Origin of the sequence: Marinobacter sp., assembly GCF_033722195.1 — a bacterium.
Classification (GTDB): domain Bacteria; phylum Pseudomonadota; class Gammaproteobacteria; order Pseudomonadales; family Oleiphilaceae; genus Marinobacter.
Map to the genome: position 1 here is coordinate 1 of NZ_JAWVZL010000031.1, position 17399 is coordinate 17399.

The window sequence follows — 17399 nt, forward strand, 5'->3', positions numbered from 1 at the left end:
GCCGGGCCAGGGGTTGTAGACGTTCAGCGCCCAGTTACCACCGGAGCTGGCTTTCATGATCTCCGAGAGGGTGGCCGGATCCAGGCCGTTTTTGACGCCCAGGGCCAGCGCCTCGCTGGTGCCGCTCATCAGGATGGCCAGAAGCATGTTGTTGCAGATCTTGGCCACCTGCCCGGCACCGTGGTGGCCGGCGTGGAAGATGTTCTTTCCCATACCCGACAGGATTGGCCGGGCCTGTTCAAAGGCGTCGGCTTCACCACCGCAGATGAAACTGAGGGTGCCGGCCTTGGCACCGCCAACACCGCCGGATACCGGCGCGTCCATGAAGGTGATACCCTTCTCCGAGGCCGCCACCGCCACCTTGCGGGCGGTTTCCGGGGCGATCGTGGAGCAGTCCAGCACCAATGTGCCTTTGGGCAGCGTGTCCAGCAGGCCGGTTTCACCCAGGTAGACGGTCTCCACATGGGCACCCGCGGGCAGCATGGTGATCACGCACTCCGCCCCCTCGGCGGCGGCATGCACCGAATCGGCGGACTTGGCACCCTCGCCCACCAGTGTCTTGACCGCGGTTTCCGACAGATCGAATACCGTCAGCTCGTGGCCGGCCTTGATGAGATTGGACGCCATGGGGCCGCCCATGTTGCCAAGGCCGATAAAGGTAATTTTCGCCATTGTTGTTCTCCTCTGGTTTGATTCCGGGCGCTCAGGCAAGCGTCAGGGGGCGCTAAAGAAACTTTCGACCCAGGCCTCGTCGAGGCTCTCCAGGGTCGGATACTGCCAACGGGGTTGCTTGTCCTTGTCGATCAGCAGGGCCCGGACACCCTCGGCAAACTCGCCTTTCTCCAGGCAGCGCAACGACAGCGCCAGTTCCCGGTCCAGAACCTGGGCCAGGCTGTCCAGGGCCGACCGGTGGTAGTGCCGCCAGTGCAGGGCCATGGCGGTGGGAGACGCCGCCGCCACGGTTTTCGCCGGCCGCTCGAACCAGGGCTCCTGTTCGGCCATGCGCTGCAGGTTGTCCACCACCTCGGTCAGGGAGTCGCCGTCGGTGACCCGCTGGATCTGGTCGAAATGCTGTCGGACCGGTGACTCCGGTCGCTGGTCACGGGATTCGGCCTCGAACTGGCGCAGGACCCGGCTGATACCGGCATGGGCTGAGTCGGTGAGATCAGTGTTCAGCAGCATGGCCATGACGTCATCGCGGCGGTCGTGGCTGATGAAGCGGTCCGCCAGGTCGGTAAAGATGGCGTCGGCGGCGTTCATGTGGACACCGGTGAGCCCCAGGAACAGCCCCACCCGGCCGGGCATGCGGTTAAGGAACCAGCCGGCGCCCACATCCGGGTAGAGCCCGATGCTCACCTCCGGCATGGCCAGTCTGGAGCTTTCCGTCACCACCCGGTGGGAGCCCCCCACCAGCAGGCCGATACCACCGCCCATGACCACACCGTTGCCCCAGACCACCACCGGCTTTGGGAAGGTATGGATGCGGTAGTCCAGCTGGTACTCGTCGGTGAAAAAGCGCTCGCCGACGCCGGGCCGTGAGCTGTCGCTGCGGGGTTCGGTCATGTCCCGGTACAGGGCGACGATGTCGCCACCGGCGCAGAAGGCCTTGTCGCCGGCGCCTTCCAGCCAGACCGCCCGCACCGCATCCTGCTCCGCCCAGGCATCAAACTGGTCCCGGAGCAGGTGGATAATGTCCAGGGACAGGGCATTCAGGGATCGGGGCACGTTCAGGCGCGCCACGCCGATCACGCCGCCGTCGGCGGTGGCCAGTTCCTCAAAAACAACAGGTTCGCTGGTCATAATCTGTCCTTGCAGTTAGCGGTTTTTCCACTCCGGGGAGCGTTTTTCCAGAAAGGCGTTGACGCCCTCGCGCTGGTCTTCGGTCCGGAACAGGTCGACGAAGAGCTCTCGCTCCATGCGCCAGCCATCGGCGTGGCTGCGGGCCTGGCGGGCACTCATCACCAGGGTCTTGCAGCGGGCCACCGAGGACGGACTCTGGCGGCAGGCCAGACCGGCCAGCTCCAGCGCCTTGGTCAGGCCCTCGCCAGTGGGCACCACCTCTTCCACCAGACCGATGCTGAGGGCGCGGTCGGCCTTGACCCGCTCGCCGCACAGGATCATCCGCTTGGCCCAGCCCTCGCCCACCAGCCACGGCAGGTTCTGGGTGCCGCCGGCGCAGGGCAGCAGCCCGACACTGGCTTCCGGCAGCGCCATCTGGGCGTGCTCCTCGGCGATACGCAGGTCACAGGCCAGCGCACACTCGAGGCCACCGCCCATGGCGTAGCCGTTGATGGCGGCAATGGAGACACCGCGGAACTCACTGAGGGCCGCAAAGGCGCTGCCGAACGCCTGGGCCATGTCGATGGCGCGGCTGCGGTCGCCGTCGGCAAAGGTTTTCAGGTCGGCCCCGGCGGAGAAGAATTTTTCGCCCTCTCCGGTCACCACCAGCGCGAAGATGTTGGTGTCTTCGTTCAGGTCGGTAATGGCGTCGGTGAGCTCCGCCAGGGAATCCTTTGTCCAGGTGTTGGCCGGCGGATTGTTGATGGTGAGGATGGCGATGTGATCACGCTTCTCCACCTTGATCATCTTGCTCATAGTGTTCAGCTCCGTTGTCCATGAATGGAGGGACCGGGGTGGACGTTACTGGATGGCCTCGGCCACCCCCGGCTCCAGAATTCTGCGGGCGATGATCAGCCGCATGATCTCGTTGGTGCCCTCAAGGATCTGGTGCACACGCAGGTCACGCACATAGCGCTCGAGGGGGTACTCGCGGATATAGCCGTAGCCGCCATGCAGTTGGAGGGCGTCGTTGCAGACGTCAAAGCAGGCGTCGGTGGCGAAGCGCTTGGCCATGGCGCAGAGCATCGGCGCTTCGGCGTGGCCCTGGTCGAGGCGGTAGGCCCCGAGGCGAACCATCTGGCGCGCCGCAACCAGCTGCGTGGCCATGTCCGCCAGTTTGAACTGCAGGGCCTGGAAGCCCCCCAGGTTCTGGCCGAACTGCTTGCGTTCATGCATGTAGCCACGGGCTCTCAGCAGCGTTGCCTGGGCGCCACCCAGCGAACAGGTGGCGATGTTGAGGCGGCCGCCGTCGAGGCCCTTCATGGCAATGCGGAAACCTTCGCCCTCCTCACCCAGGCGATTCCGGGCCGGCACGCGAACATTCTCGAAGGTGATCTGGCGGGTCGGCTGGCTGTTCCAGCCCATCTTTTCCTCGGCCTTGCCGTAGTGGATACCCTCGCTGTCCGCCGGCACCGCGAAGGCGCTGATGCCGCGGGCACCGCTGTCCGGTGCGCCGGTGCGGGCCATCACCACCAGGATCTGGGTACTGCCGGCCCCGGAAATGAAGACCTTGCTGCCGTTGAGGAGGTAGTCGTCGCCATCAGCCGTGGCGCGGGTGCGCAGGCTGCCGGCATCGGAGCCGGCGCCGGGTTCGGTCAGGCAGTAGGAACCGAGCCATTCGCCACTGGCCATGCGCGGGGCAATGGTTTCCTTGACGTGGCTGTTGCCGAAGGCCGCCACCATCCAGGTGGCCATGTTGTGGATGGTGATGTAGGCGGCGGTGGAAGGACAGGCGGCGGCCAGCTCTTCCACAATCACGGAGGTGTCGAGCCGGCTCAGCCCCATGCCACCCTGGGCTTCCGGGGTGTAGATACCGCAGAACCCCATCTCGCCGGCTTCACGAATCACATCCACCGGGAAAAAATGCTCGGCATCCCACTCGGCCGCGTTGGGCGCCATGGCCTTTTCGGCGAACGCCCTGGCGGCATCCCGGAAGGCCAGCTGGTCGTCCGTAAGATCAAAATTCATCGGGTTCTCCTTGGCAAACCGGACCGGCCGGGAAGCCAGCCTGTTGTTTTTGGATTAACCGGAGACCGGTATTGGATAGAGCCTAGCATGGGCACCGGCCCACCATGATTGACTAAATTTTGGCCTTGATGGACTATCTTTCGATTGCGGGTTCAAGCCCTGGCCGGGGCTGTCGTATGATCTGGTCATCAAGGTGGCGCCTGTATCAGTGGCGCCATTCCGTAGAAGCCACGCCCCAGTTGAATGCCGGGGCCCGATAACCGCTAGTCCTGGACAGGTGAACCCCTATGACTGCCAACAACAATGTGCCTAAGGTCAAGCTCCTGATAGACGGCAAGTTCGTTGATTCGAAGACCGATCAATGGACGGATGTCATCAACCCCGCCACGCAGGAAGTTCTGGCAAAAGTGCCCATGGCCACCCCGGAAGAAATGGACGCCGCGGTGGATGCCGCCAAGCGCGCCTTCAAGACCTGGCGCCGGACACCCATCGGCGCACGGGCCCGGATTTTCCTCCGTTACCAACACCTGATCCGGGAACACATGAGCGAGCTGGCGGCGATCCTCACCGCCGAACAGGGCAAGACCCTGCCGGATGCCGAAGGTGATGTGTTCCGCGGCCTGGAGGTGGTGGAGCACGCCGCCAACATCGGCAGCCTGCAGCTGGGCGAGATCGCCAACAACGTCGCCGGCGGGGTCGATACCTACACCCTGCAGCAGCCCCTGGGCGTCTGTGCCGGCATCACCCCGTTCAACTTCCCGGCGATGATCCCGCTGTGGATGTTCCCCATGGCCATTGCCACCGGCAACACCTTTGTCCTCAAGCCTTCCGAACAGGACCCCATGGTCACCATGCGGCTGGTGGAGCTGGCGGTGGAAGCTGGTATTCCGGCCGGTGTGCTCAACGTGGTGCACGGCGGCAAGGACGTGGTCAACGCGATCTGCGACCACGAGGACATCAAGGCGGTTTCCTTCGTGGGCTCCACCCCGGTGGGCACCCACGTCTACCGTCGTGCCACCCAGACCGGCAAGCGCGCCCAGTGCATGATGGGCGCCAAGAACCACGCCATCGTGATGCCGGACGCCAACAAGGAGCAGACACTCAACGCCATCGCCGGTTCCGCCTTCGGCGCCGCCGGTCAGCGTTGCATGGCCCTGTCTGTTGTGGTGCTGGTGGGTGAATCCGCGGAATGGATTCCGGATCTGGTGGAGCGGGCCAAAACCCTCAAGGTCAGTGCCGGCCATGAGAAAGGCACGGATGTCGGACCGCTGATCTCGCGTGCCGCTCTGAACCGGGTCAACAACTTCATCGAGCAGGGTGCCACCGAAGGCGCCAACCTGGAGCTGGATGGCCGCAGCCCGAAAGTGGAAGGCTATGACAAGGGCAACTTTGTCGGCCCCACCATCTTCTCCGGCGTCAAGACCGACATGAGCATCTACCGGGAGGAAATCTTCGGGCCGGTGCTGTGCATCATGAACGCGGATTCCATGGATGAGGCCATCGAGATCATCAACGCCAACCCCAACGGCAATGGCACCGCGGTATTCACCCGCTCCGGCGCCGCCGCCCGTCATTTCCAGGAAGAAATCGATGTGGGCCAGGTGGGTATTAACGTGCCGATCCCGGTGCCGGTACCGCTGTTCTCGTTCACCGGCTCGCGCGGCTCCAAACTGGGCGACCTGGGTCCCTACGGCAAGCAGGTGATCCAGTTCTACACCCAGACCAAGACCGTGACCGCCCGCTGGTTCGATGAGGACGAAATCGGCGCCGGTGTGAACACCACCATCAGCCTGCGGTAAACCGGGACCCCGGCACCTGGTCCCGGGTTCGCCTGGCTACCACCGCAGCCAGAGATGGCCGTCCGTTCCCTGCTCACAGCGAGCACCGAACGGGCGGCACTCCCGATCCAGGGTCTCCGCCAGCCAATCCCGGTCCTCACGACCGGCCTCGCGTAGCTGAAAACGCTGCATTTTCAGCGGCACCATCTGCAAGGATCTCAACTCGCCGGAATCCGTATCCAGGCTTGGAAAGTACATCAGCACCAAGTCGCCACGGTAGCCTTCATGGCCGCCGATGCCCTCGTAATCGTTGATAAAATCGCCGCATCCGTAGAGGATCAGCCGACCCCGGTAGACCTCCATGGCTTTCGGGTGATGGGACGAGTGTCCGTGGACCAGATCCACGCCGGCCTCATCGATGACCGTCCGGGCAAAGCTCTGCTGGCCGGCCTCAAGCTCGTAACCCCAGTTGCCGCCCCAGTGAATCGACAGCATCACCAGGTCCCCGCTGCGCCTGACCGCCGAGACCCGCTCGGACACAAGCGCTACCGAGTCCTCCGACAGATCCGGCAGCCGCCAGACGCCGGGGCGGTCTTCCGTCGCCGCCCAGTTGTCCGGAATGCCGCTGCTGCCCAGGCCGCAGGCCAGAACCACGACCCGGTGGCCGGACTCCAGCGTGAAGACCGCCGGCTCCGCCGCCACCGCCTCGTTGTCACCGGCCCCCACCGTTGAGATACCGGTCTCTTCCAGCACCCGCAGGCTTTCCCGCAGGCCGTCCAGGTCCCAGTCCAGGGTGTGGTTATTGGCCAGGGTGCAGCATTGGGTGCCGGCGGCATTGAGCACGCCGATATTGTCCGGGTGCATGCGGTAATGAATGCCCTTGTTGGGCCAGGGGGTGTTGCTGGTGGTGATACTGGTTTCCAGATTGATAAAGCGCAGGTCCGGGCGCAGTCGGTCCAGTACCGTCAGTGCCTCGCCCCACACGTCTCCTTCCGCCAGGGGCCGCTGGATGGCGCCGTTGGCCCGCTCCGCCAGGGCGACGTAGTGCCGGGCATCCTTGACCCAGGGTTCGTGCAGACGGGGATCGCCCGCATAAGGCAGCACCTGATCGATGCCGCGGCCGGTCATCACGTCACCGCACAGAAACAGCCGGCACGGCGCTGTCGCCTGCATGATGCATCTCCTTTGCTGGCCAGTGTCGTGTCCGGTCTCCCGGTCCGTGCCGCCCGGCGGCGTGTTTCCCGAAGGCGTCGGGGGTCAGCCCCCCGCCAGATTGCTGAACAGACTGGTGAGCAGAATCAGACCCACGATCCAGCCTAGGATCGCGGGCCAGAACTGCACCATCTGGGGTTTGCCCATGGATTCTGCCGCCTCGCCGTCGCGCTGTTCAGGCTGCTCACTGTCGTTTTCCTCGGCGATCCGATGGGCCTTGCGGGCAGCGCCGTCCCAGCCGAACCAGTCCCCCAGGAACAAGGTGACATCGGCCGGGAAAGCCCCATTCTCCGCCATGGGCCTGAGCTGTGACTCCAGGGACTCGCCAATGCGTTGGCGTATATGAGGCTGGTCAGCCGGCGCTTCCGCCAGAATCGCGCGCCAGATATTCACATCCTTGCTGCGACCGGGATCGTTGAGCAGGGCGTTGACCTGAACCACGGTTTCCCGGGCGATCTGGTGCTCCCGGGCACTGAGGCTCTGCCCTGCGTCATCATCGGACGGCGCCGGCTGGCCGGGGGACCGTGACCCGGATTCGCGTCCAGAGGCCGGTGCGTCCAGCCCGGCCTCGGACAGCGCTTCCCGATAGGCCTGGTCCAGGCGCTCCTGCTCGTCGCCGGCGGCAAACTTGCGCTGCTGTTGGTAGGCGCGCTCAATCTCGTTCCGGTCGCGGGTCCGCTCAAGACCCAGGATGTCCCAGCAATTCATTAACAATGACTCCAGAAGGAATAATCAATCAGCCGCCGCAAGACAGTGGCCGGGCAATCACCTATGATTATCCGTCACCAATTTCGGTTGTAAAAGCCGGCCGCCACCCTAAACTCAGCTATAGCATCGTAACAGGCGGCAGTAGTAGGTTCGATGTCGGCGAGGAACCAGATCGCCAGCAACAACAGCAAGGATCGTCACCGGTCGGCCACGACAGGCGACAGCGTCAGAGTGGCGCTGTTTGCGCTACCAGACCGGTTTCAGACCAGGGCAGGTATGACAGCACCGAGCAGTAGAAATAGGCAGTATGGCCACACCGGCGGCGTTGGGCGCGCGTCTGTGCTGTGGGCATTTTTGCTGCTGCTGCTGTTTGACGATGCCGCAATGGCCCAGTCCGACACCGGCGCTGCCGGCATTCCCAGCTACAGCACCTCCCTGCTGATCGCAGGCTCCGGTAATGCCGCCTTCAACGCCCGGTTTACCACGCTTCTCAAGGAGCGTCTGGGCCGGGAGGTGGAGATACTGCCCTACAGCCCCGAGCTGAGCCGGGCCCGCCCCGACACCCCGGTGATCGCCCTGGGTCCCCAGGCCTTGAGCCGGGTGCAGGATCAGCAGCCACGGCCGCCCACCCTCGCCCTGATGGTGACCGAAGACCAGTTCGAGGGCTACCAGAGCCGCCAGGGCGCGGCGCTGTCGGCGGTCTATCACAATCCGCCACTGCTGCAACAGGCCCTGCTCGGCAAACTGATCCTGCCCCAGAGTACCCGGGTCGCCCTGCTGGTCCAGCCCGGTGAGGAAGCCTCGTTCGATGATCTGATCAAGGCCCTTGCCGATTTCGGGCTGCAGGCAAGGGTGTTCATCGTGGCGGGGGACGACAGCCTCATCGCCACCCTGTCCCGGGCCCTGAGCTATGGCGACTTTCTGCTGGCCCAGCCCGATACGGTGATTTACAACCCCAGAACCATCAAGCACATTCTGCTGACCGCCTACCGGCGCAACCGCATCGTCATCGGTCCCAACCAGGCCTTTGTCAACGCCGGTGCCCTGGCCTCGATCTACACACCGATCTCCACCGTGATCGATGAAACGGTGGCGGCCCTGCAGGCCTACAAGGCCACCGGCGAGCTGCCGCCGCCGGCCTACCCGTCCGCCCTGGACGTACAGGTCAACCAGCAGGTGGCCCGTTCCCTCAATATCCCGCTGCCGGACACGAGCTATCTCACCGAACGGCTGAACGAAACCTTCAGACAGGGCAAGGAGGGCTCACCATGAGCGAATCCCGCACCCGTCGCAGCAGCCTCGCCCGGCAGTTGCTCTGGCTTGGCGCCCTGCCCGCCGTGGTGATGTTCCTGGTGCTGATCACCTACTTCACCGCCGCCCGTCTGGATGATGTCCGCCGCGACCTGACCAACTCCAGCCAGGTCCTGGCGGACAACCTGGCGCCGGCGGTGGAGTATGCGGTGGTGTCCGGCAACCGCGCCGCCCTGCAGCAGATTCTCGAGCAGAGCATCCGCCGCACCGACGTGGAGTGGATCCGGGTACTGGATGTGATGGACGAGGAAATGGGCTTCGTCCACACCGACGACGAGGCGTCAACGGCGCCGGACCCCGAAGAACTGGTGTTCGAGTCGGAGATTCTCCAGCAGCCGGTGAGCATGCAGGCAAATGATCAGGCGGAATGGTTCGAGCCCAACTACACCCTGGGTGCCGGCGCACTGCGGGTGGGGACGGTCCAGGTTGGGGTGTCGCCGGACCTGCTGGCCGCCAAGCGCGCCAATATCCTATGGACCTCACTGGGACTGGGGCTGGCGCTGCTGGCGTTCACGCTGATCATCGTGAAGCGCATGCTGACCCGCATCGTGGGGCCGATCCAGGGCCTGTCGGACCACGTCAGGAAGTTGATCAACCGCGACTACCGGACCATCGATATCGCCGAGCGGGGCGCCGCCGCGGAAGTCTCCGAACTGGCCCACAACCTGAACGCCCTGGCGATCCACCTGGCCAACCTTAAGGAGTCCCGGGACCAGACCCTGGCGATTTCCGAGCATGCCAGGGAGCGGGCCGAAAACGCCAACCTGGCCAAATCCGAGTTCCTGGCGGTGATGAGCCACGAGCTGCGCACGCCCCTCAATGGCGTCCTGGGCATGGTGGAACTGGTGGGCGACGAGCACCTGAGCCCTCGCCAGCAGGAGTACCTGAAAACCGCCAAGCGCTCCACCGAGGATCTGCTGACGGTGATCACCGACATCCTGGATTTCTCCCGCCTGGACCGCGGCAAGCTGGTGCTGGATTCCAGCGAGTTTGACCTGCGCAGCGTCATCCAGAACTGTGCCGCCACCTTCAGCCATCCGGCGCGGGAAAAGAATCTGGAGCTGGTGACCCAATTCGACGGGCCCTGGCCCCAGCGGGCCCGGGTTCGGGGCGATGCGCCCCGACTGCGCCAGATTCTGGCCTGCCTGGTGGACAACGCCATCAAGTTCACCGAAGAAGGCGACATTACCATCCACGCCGCCTGGCAGCCTCTGGACGCCAACTGCATTACCCTCAGTTGTGAAGTCAGGGACTCCGGCGCCGGCATTCCGTCCGAGCGTATGAAGGAGATCTTCAACAGTTTCGAGCAGCTGGACAGCTCCCACTCCCGCCGTCACGGCGGCACCGGCATCGGGCTGGCATTGGTTCAGCGCCTGGTGGAACTGATGGGTGGTCACGTCCGGGTTGAGACGGATCTGGGCCTGGGGTCCTCGTTCCTGTTCGAGATACCCTTCGAGATGGCGGACGGAGAGCCGGCCCCTGCCCCCGCTGACCGCGAACCGGCGACCACCTCACCCAGGCCCGACGCCCACGCCCTGGTCGTGGAGGACAACCTGGTGAACCAACGGGTGGCGACTGCCCTGCTCACCCGCCTGGGCTTCCAGGCCGAGGCGGTCAGCCACGGACACGAGGCGGTCGAGCGGGTCAAGGCCAACGGCCACTATGCGGTGATACTCATGGATTGCCAGATGCCGGTGATGGACGGCTACGAGGCCACCCGGGCCATCCGGGAATGGGAGCTTGATAAGGGTCTGCCGGAGGTGCCCATCATCGCCCTGACTGCCGACGCCCTGCCGGGCACCGAAACCGCCTGCCGGGAAGCCGGCATGAACGACTATCTCGCCAAGCCGGTTCGCAAGGATAACCTGCGCGCCGTGCTCAGTCGCTGGGTCCGGGTCTAGGGCGTCAGCACCGGGCCGGGTTCAGGGTGCCACCGGCTCGCGCATGGTTACGAACTCTTCCGCCGAGGTGGGGTGTATGCCCAGGGTGCTGTCGAACTGGGCCTTGGTGGCCCCGCACTTCATGGCCACCGCCAGCCCCTGCACGATTTCGCCGGCGTCCGGCCCCACCATGTGGGCACCGAGCACCCGGTCGGTGCTGTCTTCCACAATCAGCTTCATCATGCTGCGCTCGTCCCGGCCACTCATGGTGTGCTTCATGGGCTTGAACTCGGAGCGATAGATACGCAGCTTGCCGTGGGATTCCCTGGCCTCGGCCTCGGTCAGCCCCACGGTGCCGATGTTGGGCTGGCAAAACACCGCCGTGGGAATGCAGGTGTAATCCATCTCGCCTTCGCCGTCACCAAACAGTCGCCGTGACAGCACCATGGCCTGGGCCAGCGCCACCGGCGTCAGCTGGGGTGTACCGATAACGTCGCCGAGGGCAAAGATGGAAGGCACGGCGGTCTGGAAATGCTGATCCACCACCACGTGGCCGGCCGGATTGAGCTGAACGCCCAGCTGCTCCAGACCAAGACCGTCCACCAGGGCCCGCCGGCCGGTGGCCGCCATCACCAGGCCGGTGTCCAGAGTGGTACCGTCCGACAAAGCGACCGAATAGTGGCCATTGGTTTCCGTGACCGACTCGATGGTGACGCCAAAGCGAAGCTTGACGCCCTTCTTGGGCAGCTCGCTGGCGGTGAAGCGGCGGATGTCTTCGTCAAATCCCCGCAGGAACAGGTCGCCCCGGTACAGCAGCGTGGTGTCCACACCCAGGCCCGCCAGGATGCCGGCGAACTCCACCGCGATGTAGCCGCCACCCCAGACCACCGCCTGGCGGGGCAACTGGGGCAGGTAGAACATTTCGTTCGAACTGAGAATGCACTCTTTGCCCGGAACGTCCGGGGTCACCGGCCAGCTACCGGTGGCCACGGTAATGTGTTTGGCGGTATAGCCCTGCTCGCCCACCATGACCCTGTGCTCGTCCGCGATGTGGGCGGTGCCGTTGATGATGGTGACACCGGCGTTCTCCAGCAGGCGCTGGTAGATGCCGTTGAGCCGCTCGATCTCGGTATTCTTGTTGGCCACCAGTGTCGGCCAGTCGAACCGCAGCTGATCCTCCGGCACCGTCCAGCCGTAGCCGCGGGCATCCTGAAAGTCCTCGCCCATATGGGAGCCGTAGACAAACAGCTTCTTGGGGACGCAGCCGACGTTGACACAGGTACCGCCGAGGTAGCGGGACTCCACCACCGCCACCCGGGCACCCCGCTGCGCCGACATGCGGGCCAACCGGACACCGCCGGACCCGGCGCCAATGACGATCAGGTCGTAATCATACTGCTCAGACACACTGACTCCTTAGAACTCTGGCAATACCCGTCGTTCAGGCCGAGCTGGCCTGACTGCTCACCGGGTTTACATCGCGGAAAAGCACATGGTCCTCGAACTGACCAAGCTGGATCTTGCCCAGGATGCGAAAGCCCAGGGACTCGTAGAACTGCAGGTAGCGGCTGCTGCCGGTATCCAGGATCAGGCCGGTGCCGCGGGGATTGTCGGCGCAGAACTGCTCCACCTGTTCCAGCAATAGCCGGCCAAAGCCCCTATTCTGGTACTTGGGATGGACCCCCATCAAGGGCAGCTGGTGGGTCCGGGCGTCCGGCAGCATCTGCTTGATCTGCTCGTGATAATTCATGTAGCGGCGGGTCGAGGAGAAACCGGCGGTCAGCACCATCCTCAGGCGCCAGCTGAACTGGTCCGCCAGGTTCAGCCGCAGGTCCGGGCCGCCGATGAAGGCCACCGCCACCAGGGTGTCTTCAACCATCACGCCGATAGCGTCCTGGCGCAACTCAAAGTACAGCCCGATCAGCTCCCGGATGGTCGCCCGCACACGCTGCTCGTAACCCGGCCGTTTGTGGTCGAACAGGTACTGGAACGTCGGCTCGTGCCGGTACGCCTGGAACAGGATGGATTTGGCTTCGCTGACCGCGCTCTCGTCCAGCCTGACGATCACCGGCTCCTGCTTGTTCTTGTAATGATTGCCTTCCGCCATTGTCTCTACTCCACGGTGACTGGTCCCTGCCGCCGGCCCGGCGACCCGGGTCAGATCTCCAAAGTGAACCGCGCCGACACCCGGCCCGGCTGATCGCTGCGATCCAGAGCGGCCTGGTCGATGACGATACCATGATTCGCGGTCAGCCGTTCCAGCCAGGCCGCCAGCTGGTTGAAGGGCACGTCCTCCATCCAGACCCGGATGGCGTTGTCGCCACTGGGCTCGAAACGCTGCAGTTGCAGGCCCGCCTCCCGGGCGCTGCTGGTGACCGTCGACATCAGCGCCCGGCTGTCGGCGATCTGGCCACCGCCCTGCCCGGCAGCCTGGTTGGCCGCCAGTTGCCGGATCTCGGCCCGGTTCTGCTGCATCCAGGCCACCAGGTCCCGTGCCCGGTCGTGGTCCGCCACACTGGCGTCATGAAAATCGGCCGCCGGCCGCCACACCATGAAATACAGCAGCCCCAGCAGCAGCGCCACGGCAATCACCTGGAGTCCCTGCTGGTCCCGGCGGGGCAGCTGGTCATAACGGGTAATCAGCTTCTGCACCGAGGGATGCTCTCGAAGTTTCGCCATCATCGCATCAGCCTCCTGAAATCGTGAGTCGGCCGCGGGCGCCGGCGGGTTCATTGACCACGGAGCCGATGTTGGCCTCCAGGCCCTGCTGGGTCAGCGCGGAGCGCAGGGCGCTGAGTTTGCTGAAATCATCGGCCCGCAGGTCCACCACCAGCTCGCCACGGGCCTGGCTGTAGTTGATGCTGTTGAACTGCACCGTCTGGCTGCCGTTGAGCTGACTGTATTCCTGGGCGGTCTGTTTCATGAGTGCCAGGAAATCAGCCTGGGGGCCATCCTGGGCAGCCACCCTGAGCTGGCCAAGCAGCACGTTACGGACGTTGCCGGCGTGGGTACGGGTATCGCCGGGAAACACCTCCCGGTAGATACTCATGGCCTCGGCATTGAGTTGTTCAGCCCGGTTCTGGTGATAGACACCGAGGCCGATCTCGACGCCCAGCTGCAGCACGAACCAGAGTCCGGCCACGGCGACGGCCGGCCGCCAGGCCCGCCAGGCGCCGCTGCCTTCCCGAGAAACTGAGTAGGAACCCTGGCACAGGTTGATGGGCTGGCAATAATGGTGATGGTGAGCATGGGCCAGGAGTTCCAGGGGCGTCATCTGCAGGGCCTGGCGGTCCACCGCCAGCCGGCTGGAGCCACTGAGTTGGTCCAGCAGGGGCTGATGCTGCGCCAGGTCGCCTTCGGTGCCGAACACCGCCACCCTGACCTCCGCCACCACTTCCTCCTCGGAGGGCATGGCAAGGGTGTCCGCGAAGATGGCCAGGTTGTTTACCTGCATGCGCAGCCATTCACCGCGGCGGCTCGCCAACAGCGCGGTGCTGCCATCCAGGCAGATGGCCCAGTCCTGCTCATTGACGGGCAGCAGGCTGGCGTCGGCGTAGACCGCCTCCAGGCGGGCATGCTCCCAGTCCTCGAACAGGGTTTTCCAGAGCGCCATGCGCTGGTGGTCGATGGCGGCCACCCGGAAGCCGGCGTCACCACGGCTGCCCAGGGCCAGGTGCATGGACTCGATGTCCTGGGCCAGCTGCTCCTCGACGGCAAAAGGCAGCGCCTGGTGGATGTAGCGTTCCTGGCGGGCCGGGATGTCGGCGGAGCAGAACAGCGCCTCGTCGCCGGGAAACAGGCCGATCAGGCGAACCTGCTCCAGGGCATTCCGGGCCAGGGTCTGTTCGATATGCAGGCGGGAGTCGGCACTGCCGCGGGCCTGGGCATCGCCGCTGGCGTCCAGCAGCACCCAGCCGTACAGCTGCGCCTGGGGATCCGTGACCAGGTCAGCGAAGGGCGGCACCGGTCTGACGTAAAGTCGGTATGACATGTTTCCGTGTCCTCGGGTCAGGCGTCCTCAGAGACTCCAAACCGCTCTTTGGTGATGCGATTCTTCTGGCCCGAATCCCGGCGAACCGTGGACAGTTCGCCGGCAGGGCTGCGAAACACCGTACTGACCAGGTTCACCACCCGGTCGTCATAGGTAATCCGGGACGCCACCTCGAAAAAATGCGCCCGCAGACCCAGACCCTGGGCTTTGAGACCGAGTCCGGCAAATTCCGGCAGGGCCAGGAAGGTCTGCACATTCTCGAAACGTTCGTTCTCCCGCTGCAGGATCACCGATTCCGCCTGGGCTTCCGTGAGTTCCGGGTGCAGCGCCTGAATGACCGCCTGCGGCGCCATGTTAACATTGATCCCGCTGCCGGACACCGGCAACGCCGCCACATGCGGCGCCAGCAACTGGTAGTCCTCCTCGCTGATGCCGTCCATCAGCCTCAGCTCGGTGACGCTGGTAAAGGGCTGGTTGGCGGCGCGATAAGGCGGGTCCTGGATCAGGTACTGGCCGTCTTCGGCCCCGTAGGCGCTGATGGTCTCGTCGTTGCTGTCGATCCAGTCGATCAGTGCATCCACATTGACGGTGGTCACCCCCAATACCTGTAGTAGTCGGGTCAGCCGCTCACGGGTCACCTCGTCCACCCGGCCGGAGGCGTCCACCAGGTCGTTCAGGTTGATGCGCCCACTGAGATCGTCGATCTGAACCTCCACCACGCCGTTGTCCAGCGGCAGCACCGCCGAGTACCGGGCCCAGGCTTCATCGGGGCTGTCGACCAGAGTGTTGTCCTGCTTGTCGGCCTCGTAATCCCGGAACAGGATCTGCTTGGCGAAGGCCTCTGCCCCCAGGGCGATACTGTAACCCTGGCTCTGGGCCAGATAGTGGCCGGCCTTGTAGATGCGCACGCTCTGGTTCTTGGTCATGCCGGCGGCCAGCATCACCACCAGCGCCATGGCCAGCAGCACCATCACCAGGGCAACACCTTGCTGCGATTGACGACGGCTTGCCGGCCTCATTGCGTCGGTACCCCGGTCTGTTCGGCGGGTGGCTCCTGCGCCTGCGGTTGTTCCTGCGGCGGCTCCTGCAACTGCTCCTGGTCATCCTGCGGCGGTGGCTCGGCCGCCTGCAGCAGATCGCCCTGGGCGGCGTCGGATTCGAAGTCCGGCAGGGTGAATATACGGGCTAGGTCGCCGAAGCGGCGATGGCTCAGGGTGACCTCGATGGCCAGCGGCATGGGCAGCTGCGGACTCTGGTCGCTGCCCGCCGGCGGCGCGGTCGCGTTGTCCGGCGGCCAGTCGTCCTGCCAGTTGCGGTCCCGGTCCATGAAGCGGATCTGCAGCTCAGTCACCTCCGACAGCACCCTCTGGTCGCGGCTGCTCTCCTCCTGCCCCCGGTCCACCCGGACCCAATAGCGCCGGTGCAGCTCCTCCCCCACCAGCTCGTAGGCACTGCGCTGCAGTTCGCTGCGCTTGTGGCCCAGCGGATTGCGCCAGCCCTGGCGGGTCAGCACCAGCTCGAAGGCTTCATCGCGACTGCTGAGGGCGGGTTCGAAATCCCCGTAGATATTGCGGATGGGGCGGTTGACGATCTGGTGCAGATCCCGCTCCAGCAAAAGGAAGGCGCGCTGGACCTGGTCGAATTCATCCGCCACCTCGTTCACCCGGTCCCGGGACAGCACCACGCCCGAGATCACCTGCCAGACGCCAAGGCCGATCACCGCGGTGATGGTGACCGCGATCAGCACTTCCATCAGGGTAAAGCCCCGTTGGCGCCGGACAGTCATCGACCCTGCTCCCCGATAAAACCGGACAGGGTATGCAGCGGCGGCGGATCCTCCGCGCCCTCACCGGCAAACCGGCCCACGTGGATATCCACCCGGCGGATGCTGGCCTCTTCGGTAGCCTTGATCTCGGTGGTCACCTGCCAGCGATAGGTGCCGTATTCCAGCTCCCGGGTGGTCTCGTCGATGCCGGGGAAAGCCTCCGCCAGGCGCAGCTCCGCCATCCGGTTCTCCGCGATCCAGGTGGCCAGGGTCTTGTCCCGCACCCGCTCGTAGGTATTGATGTACTGGCTGCCCACTTCCGAGGCGGCGGTGGCGATGAGGCCGAAAACCAGCAGCGCCACCATTACCTCGATCAGGGTAAAACCCTGCTGACGCCGGTTCATGGGTTGGCCCCGTCCGGTTCTTCACCGGGTTTGAGCCAGGTGACACCGTCGAAACCGTCGGACTGGATCCGATATCGGGCATCGGCGGTGTCCGACAGGCTGAGTTCCAGCTCGAAGGGGGTCACCTCGCCGCTGGAGAAGAACACCAGGTCCGGGCGCAGGCCCTCTTCCCGGCCTGCCAGGGTGGGCAGGTTGGTCTCGATGATGGGCGTGACCACAAGGGTTTCCGGCAGCTGGCGCGGCTGGAACAGGCGTTCGGCTTGGCCGACCCACTCCCGCTCCAGCTCGTCGTACACCAGGAAGCGGTAGCTGTCGTCCTCCAGCACCATGCCCAGCTCCTGGTTGTTGAGCACGGCCTGCTCAGAGGCGGTCTGCATCAGCAGGAAGAGTTCCCGCGCGGTGTTCTCCAGTTCACGCTGCTGCGCGCTGCCCCCCAGATTGGCCACCGCCAGTGCCGCCAGCAGACCCACCACGATCAGGACCACCAGGATCTCGATCATGGTGAAGCCGCGGCCGCGCTGTGTCTGTGGCTTGCGGGGCATG

17 protein-coding genes are annotated in these 17399 nt (G+C 64.8%); 3 read left to right on the forward strand and 14 right to left on the reverse strand.

The genetic code is table 11. The features are described from left to right. From mmsB to R3280_RS07950, 4 genes are all read right to left on the reverse strand, one after another. The coding region (gene mmsB, locus R3280_RS07935; protein ID WP_318998056.1) for a 3-hydroxyisobutyrate dehydrogenase at nucleotides 1–672 on the reverse strand (672 nt) is incomplete at its 3' end. A 42-nt stretch (nucleotides 673–714) separates the two neighbouring features. Beyond that, nucleotides 715–1800 carry an enoyl-CoA hydratase/isomerase family protein gene (locus tag R3280_RS07940; RefSeq protein ID WP_318998057.1) on the reverse strand — a complete coding sequence of 362 codons (1086 nt, stop codon included), beginning with the start codon at nucleotides 1798–1800 and terminating at the stop codon, nucleotides 715–717. 15 nt (nucleotides 1801–1815) lie between these two features. Continuing rightward, nucleotides 1816–2595, reverse strand: coding sequence for an enoyl-CoA hydratase (locus R3280_RS07945; RefSeq protein ID WP_318998058.1), 780 nt, complete (start codon nucleotides 2593–2595; stop codon nucleotides 1816–1818). Between the two features lie 45 nt (nucleotides 2596–2640). Then, complete coding sequence (locus R3280_RS07950; protein ID WP_318998059.1) at nucleotides 2641–3807, reverse strand: acyl-CoA dehydrogenase family protein; 1167 nt, start codon at nucleotides 3805–3807, stop codon at nucleotides 2641–2643. A gap of 287 nt (nucleotides 3808–4094) precedes the next feature. On the opposite strand from R3280_RS07950, the gene R3280_RS07955 reads away from it, so the two are divergent. Further along, nucleotides 4095–5606 carry a CoA-acylating methylmalonate-semialdehyde dehydrogenase gene (locus R3280_RS07955; protein WP_318998060.1) on the forward strand — a complete coding sequence of 504 codons (1512 nt, stop codon included), beginning with the start codon at nucleotides 4095–4097 and terminating at the stop codon, nucleotides 5604–5606. A gap of 36 nt (nucleotides 5607–5642) precedes the next feature. Here the strand turns inward: R3280_RS07955 and R3280_RS07960 are convergent, their stop codons facing one another. Both R3280_RS07960 and R3280_RS07965 read right to left on the reverse strand, forming a co-directional pair. Next, nucleotides 5643–6758: a CapA family protein gene (locus tag R3280_RS07960; protein WP_318998061.1), complete on the reverse strand. Its 1116-nt coding sequence runs from the start codon at nucleotides 6756–6758 to the stop codon at nucleotides 5643–5645. An 84-nt stretch (nucleotides 6759–6842) separates the two neighbouring features. Further along, complete coding sequence (locus tag R3280_RS07965) at nucleotides 6843–7505, reverse strand: J domain-containing protein (protein ID WP_318998062.1); 663 nt, start codon at nucleotides 7503–7505, stop codon at nucleotides 6843–6845. 339 nt (nucleotides 7506–7844) lie between these two features. Between R3280_RS07965 and R3280_RS07970 the strand changes: the two genes are divergently transcribed. Both R3280_RS07970 and R3280_RS07975 read left to right on the forward strand, forming a co-directional pair. Then, a complete protein-coding gene (locus R3280_RS07970; protein WP_318998063.1) occupies nucleotides 7845–8777 on the forward strand; it encodes an ABC transporter substrate-binding protein in 933 nt (310 codons plus the stop codon). Beyond that, a complete protein-coding gene (locus R3280_RS07975; protein ID WP_318998064.1) occupies nucleotides 8774–10717 on the forward strand; it encodes an ATP-binding protein in 1944 nt (647 codons plus the stop codon). The genes R3280_RS07970 and R3280_RS07975 overlap by 4 nt, the downstream gene beginning before the upstream one ends. Before the next feature lie 21 nt (nucleotides 10718–10738). Here the strand turns inward: R3280_RS07975 and gorA are convergent, their stop codons facing one another. Genes gorA through gspH form a run of 8 tightly spaced genes read right to left on the reverse strand, consistent with a single transcriptional unit; the run spans nucleotide 10739 to nucleotide 17398 of the window. Then, nucleotides 10739–12103 (reverse strand): glutathione-disulfide reductase, encoded by a 1365-nt coding sequence (gorA, locus tag R3280_RS07980; RefSeq protein WP_318998065.1) that lies wholly within the window; start codon nucleotides 12101–12103, stop codon nucleotides 10739–10741. Between the two features lie 34 nt (nucleotides 12104–12137). Next, nucleotides 12138–12803: a GNAT family N-acetyltransferase gene (locus tag R3280_RS07985; protein WP_318998066.1), complete on the reverse strand. Its 666-nt coding sequence runs from the start codon at nucleotides 12801–12803 to the stop codon at nucleotides 12138–12140. 50 nt (nucleotides 12804–12853) lie between these two features. Next, nucleotides 12854–13375 carry a type II secretion system protein M gene (locus R3280_RS07990; RefSeq protein WP_318998067.1) on the reverse strand — a complete coding sequence of 174 codons (522 nt, stop codon included), beginning with the start codon at nucleotides 13373–13375 and terminating at the stop codon, nucleotides 12854–12856. Nucleotides 13376–13382: 7 nt separating this feature from the next. Next, nucleotides 13383–14687, reverse strand: a complete 1305-nt coding sequence (gene gspL / locus R3280_RS07995) for a type II secretion system protein GspL (RefSeq protein WP_318998068.1) — start codon at nucleotides 14685–14687, stop codon at nucleotides 13383–13385. 17 nt (nucleotides 14688–14704) lie between these two features. Beyond that, nucleotides 14705–15706, reverse strand: a complete 1002-nt coding sequence (gene gspK, locus R3280_RS08000; protein WP_318998069.1) for a type II secretion system minor pseudopilin GspK — start codon at nucleotides 15704–15706, stop codon at nucleotides 14705–14707. Beyond that, nucleotides 15703–16473, reverse strand: a complete 771-nt coding sequence (gspJ, locus tag R3280_RS08005; protein WP_318998070.1) for a type II secretion system minor pseudopilin GspJ — start codon at nucleotides 16471–16473, stop codon at nucleotides 15703–15705. Before gspJ ends, gspK begins: the two co-directional genes overlap by 4 nt. Then, a complete protein-coding gene (gene gspI / locus R3280_RS08010) occupies nucleotides 16470–16856 on the reverse strand; it encodes a type II secretion system minor pseudopilin GspI (protein WP_318998071.1) in 387 nt (128 codons plus the stop codon). The genes gspJ and gspI overlap by 4 nt, the downstream gene beginning before the upstream one ends. Then, entirely contained in the window at nucleotides 16853–17398 is a 546-nt protein-coding gene (gene gspH / locus R3280_RS08015) for a type II secretion system minor pseudopilin GspH (protein WP_318998072.1), read from the reverse strand. Before gspH ends, gspI begins: the two co-directional genes overlap by 4 nt. Nucleotide 17399 lies beyond the last annotated feature (1 nt).

What these genes read in the sequence shown, in the direction of transcription:
- R3280_RS07940 (WP_318998057.1), bottom strand. Translation starts at nt 1,800, where the DNA reads ATGACCAGCGAACCTGTTGTTTTTGAGGAACTGGCCACCGCCGACGGC.
- R3280_RS07945 (WP_318998058.1), bottom strand. Translation starts at nt 2,595, where the DNA reads ATGAGCAAGATGATCAAGGTGGAGAAGCGTGATCACATCGCCATCCTC.
- R3280_RS07950 (WP_318998059.1), bottom strand. Translation starts at nt 3,807, where the DNA reads ATGAATTTTGATCTTACGGACGACCAGCTGGCCTTCCGGGATGCCGCC.
- R3280_RS07955 (WP_318998060.1), top strand. Translation starts at nt 4,095, where the DNA reads ATGACTGCCAACAACAATGTGCCTAAGGTCAAGCTCCTGATAGACGGC.
- R3280_RS07960 (WP_318998061.1), bottom strand. Translation starts at nt 6,758, where the DNA reads ATGCAGGCGACAGCGCCGTGCCGGCTGTTTCTGTGCGGTGACGTGATG.
- R3280_RS07965 (WP_318998062.1), bottom strand. Translation starts at nt 7,505, where the DNA reads ATGAATTGCTGGGACATCCTGGGTCTTGAGCGGACCCGCGACCGGAAC.
- R3280_RS07975 (WP_318998064.1), top strand. Translation starts at nt 8,774, where the DNA reads ATGAGCGAATCCCGCACCCGTCGCAGCAGCCTCGCCCGGCAGTTGCTC.
- R3280_RS07985 (WP_318998066.1), bottom strand. Translation starts at nt 12,803, where the DNA reads ATGGCGGAAGGCAATCATTACAAGAACAAGCAGGAGCCGGTGATCGTC.
- R3280_RS07990 (WP_318998067.1), bottom strand. Translation starts at nt 13,375, where the DNA reads ATGGCGAAACTTCGAGAGCATCCCTCGGTGCAGAAGCTGATTACCCGT.
- gspL (WP_318998068.1), bottom strand. Translation starts at nt 14,687, where the DNA reads ATGTCATACCGACTTTACGTCAGACCGGTGCCGCCCTTCGCTGACCTG.
- gspK (WP_318998069.1), bottom strand. Translation starts at nt 15,706, where the DNA reads ATGAGGCCGGCAAGCCGTCGTCAATCGCAGCAAGGTGTTGCCCTGGTG.
- gspJ (WP_318998070.1), bottom strand. Translation starts at nt 16,473, where the DNA reads ATGACTGTCCGGCGCCAACGGGGCTTTACCCTGATGGAAGTGCTGATC.
- gspI (WP_318998071.1), bottom strand. Translation starts at nt 16,856, where the DNA reads ATGAACCGGCGTCAGCAGGGTTTTACCCTGATCGAGGTAATGGTGGCG.
- gspH (WP_318998072.1), bottom strand. Translation starts at nt 17,398, where the DNA reads ATGCCCCGCAAGCCACAGACACAGCGCGGCCGCGGCTTCACCATGATC.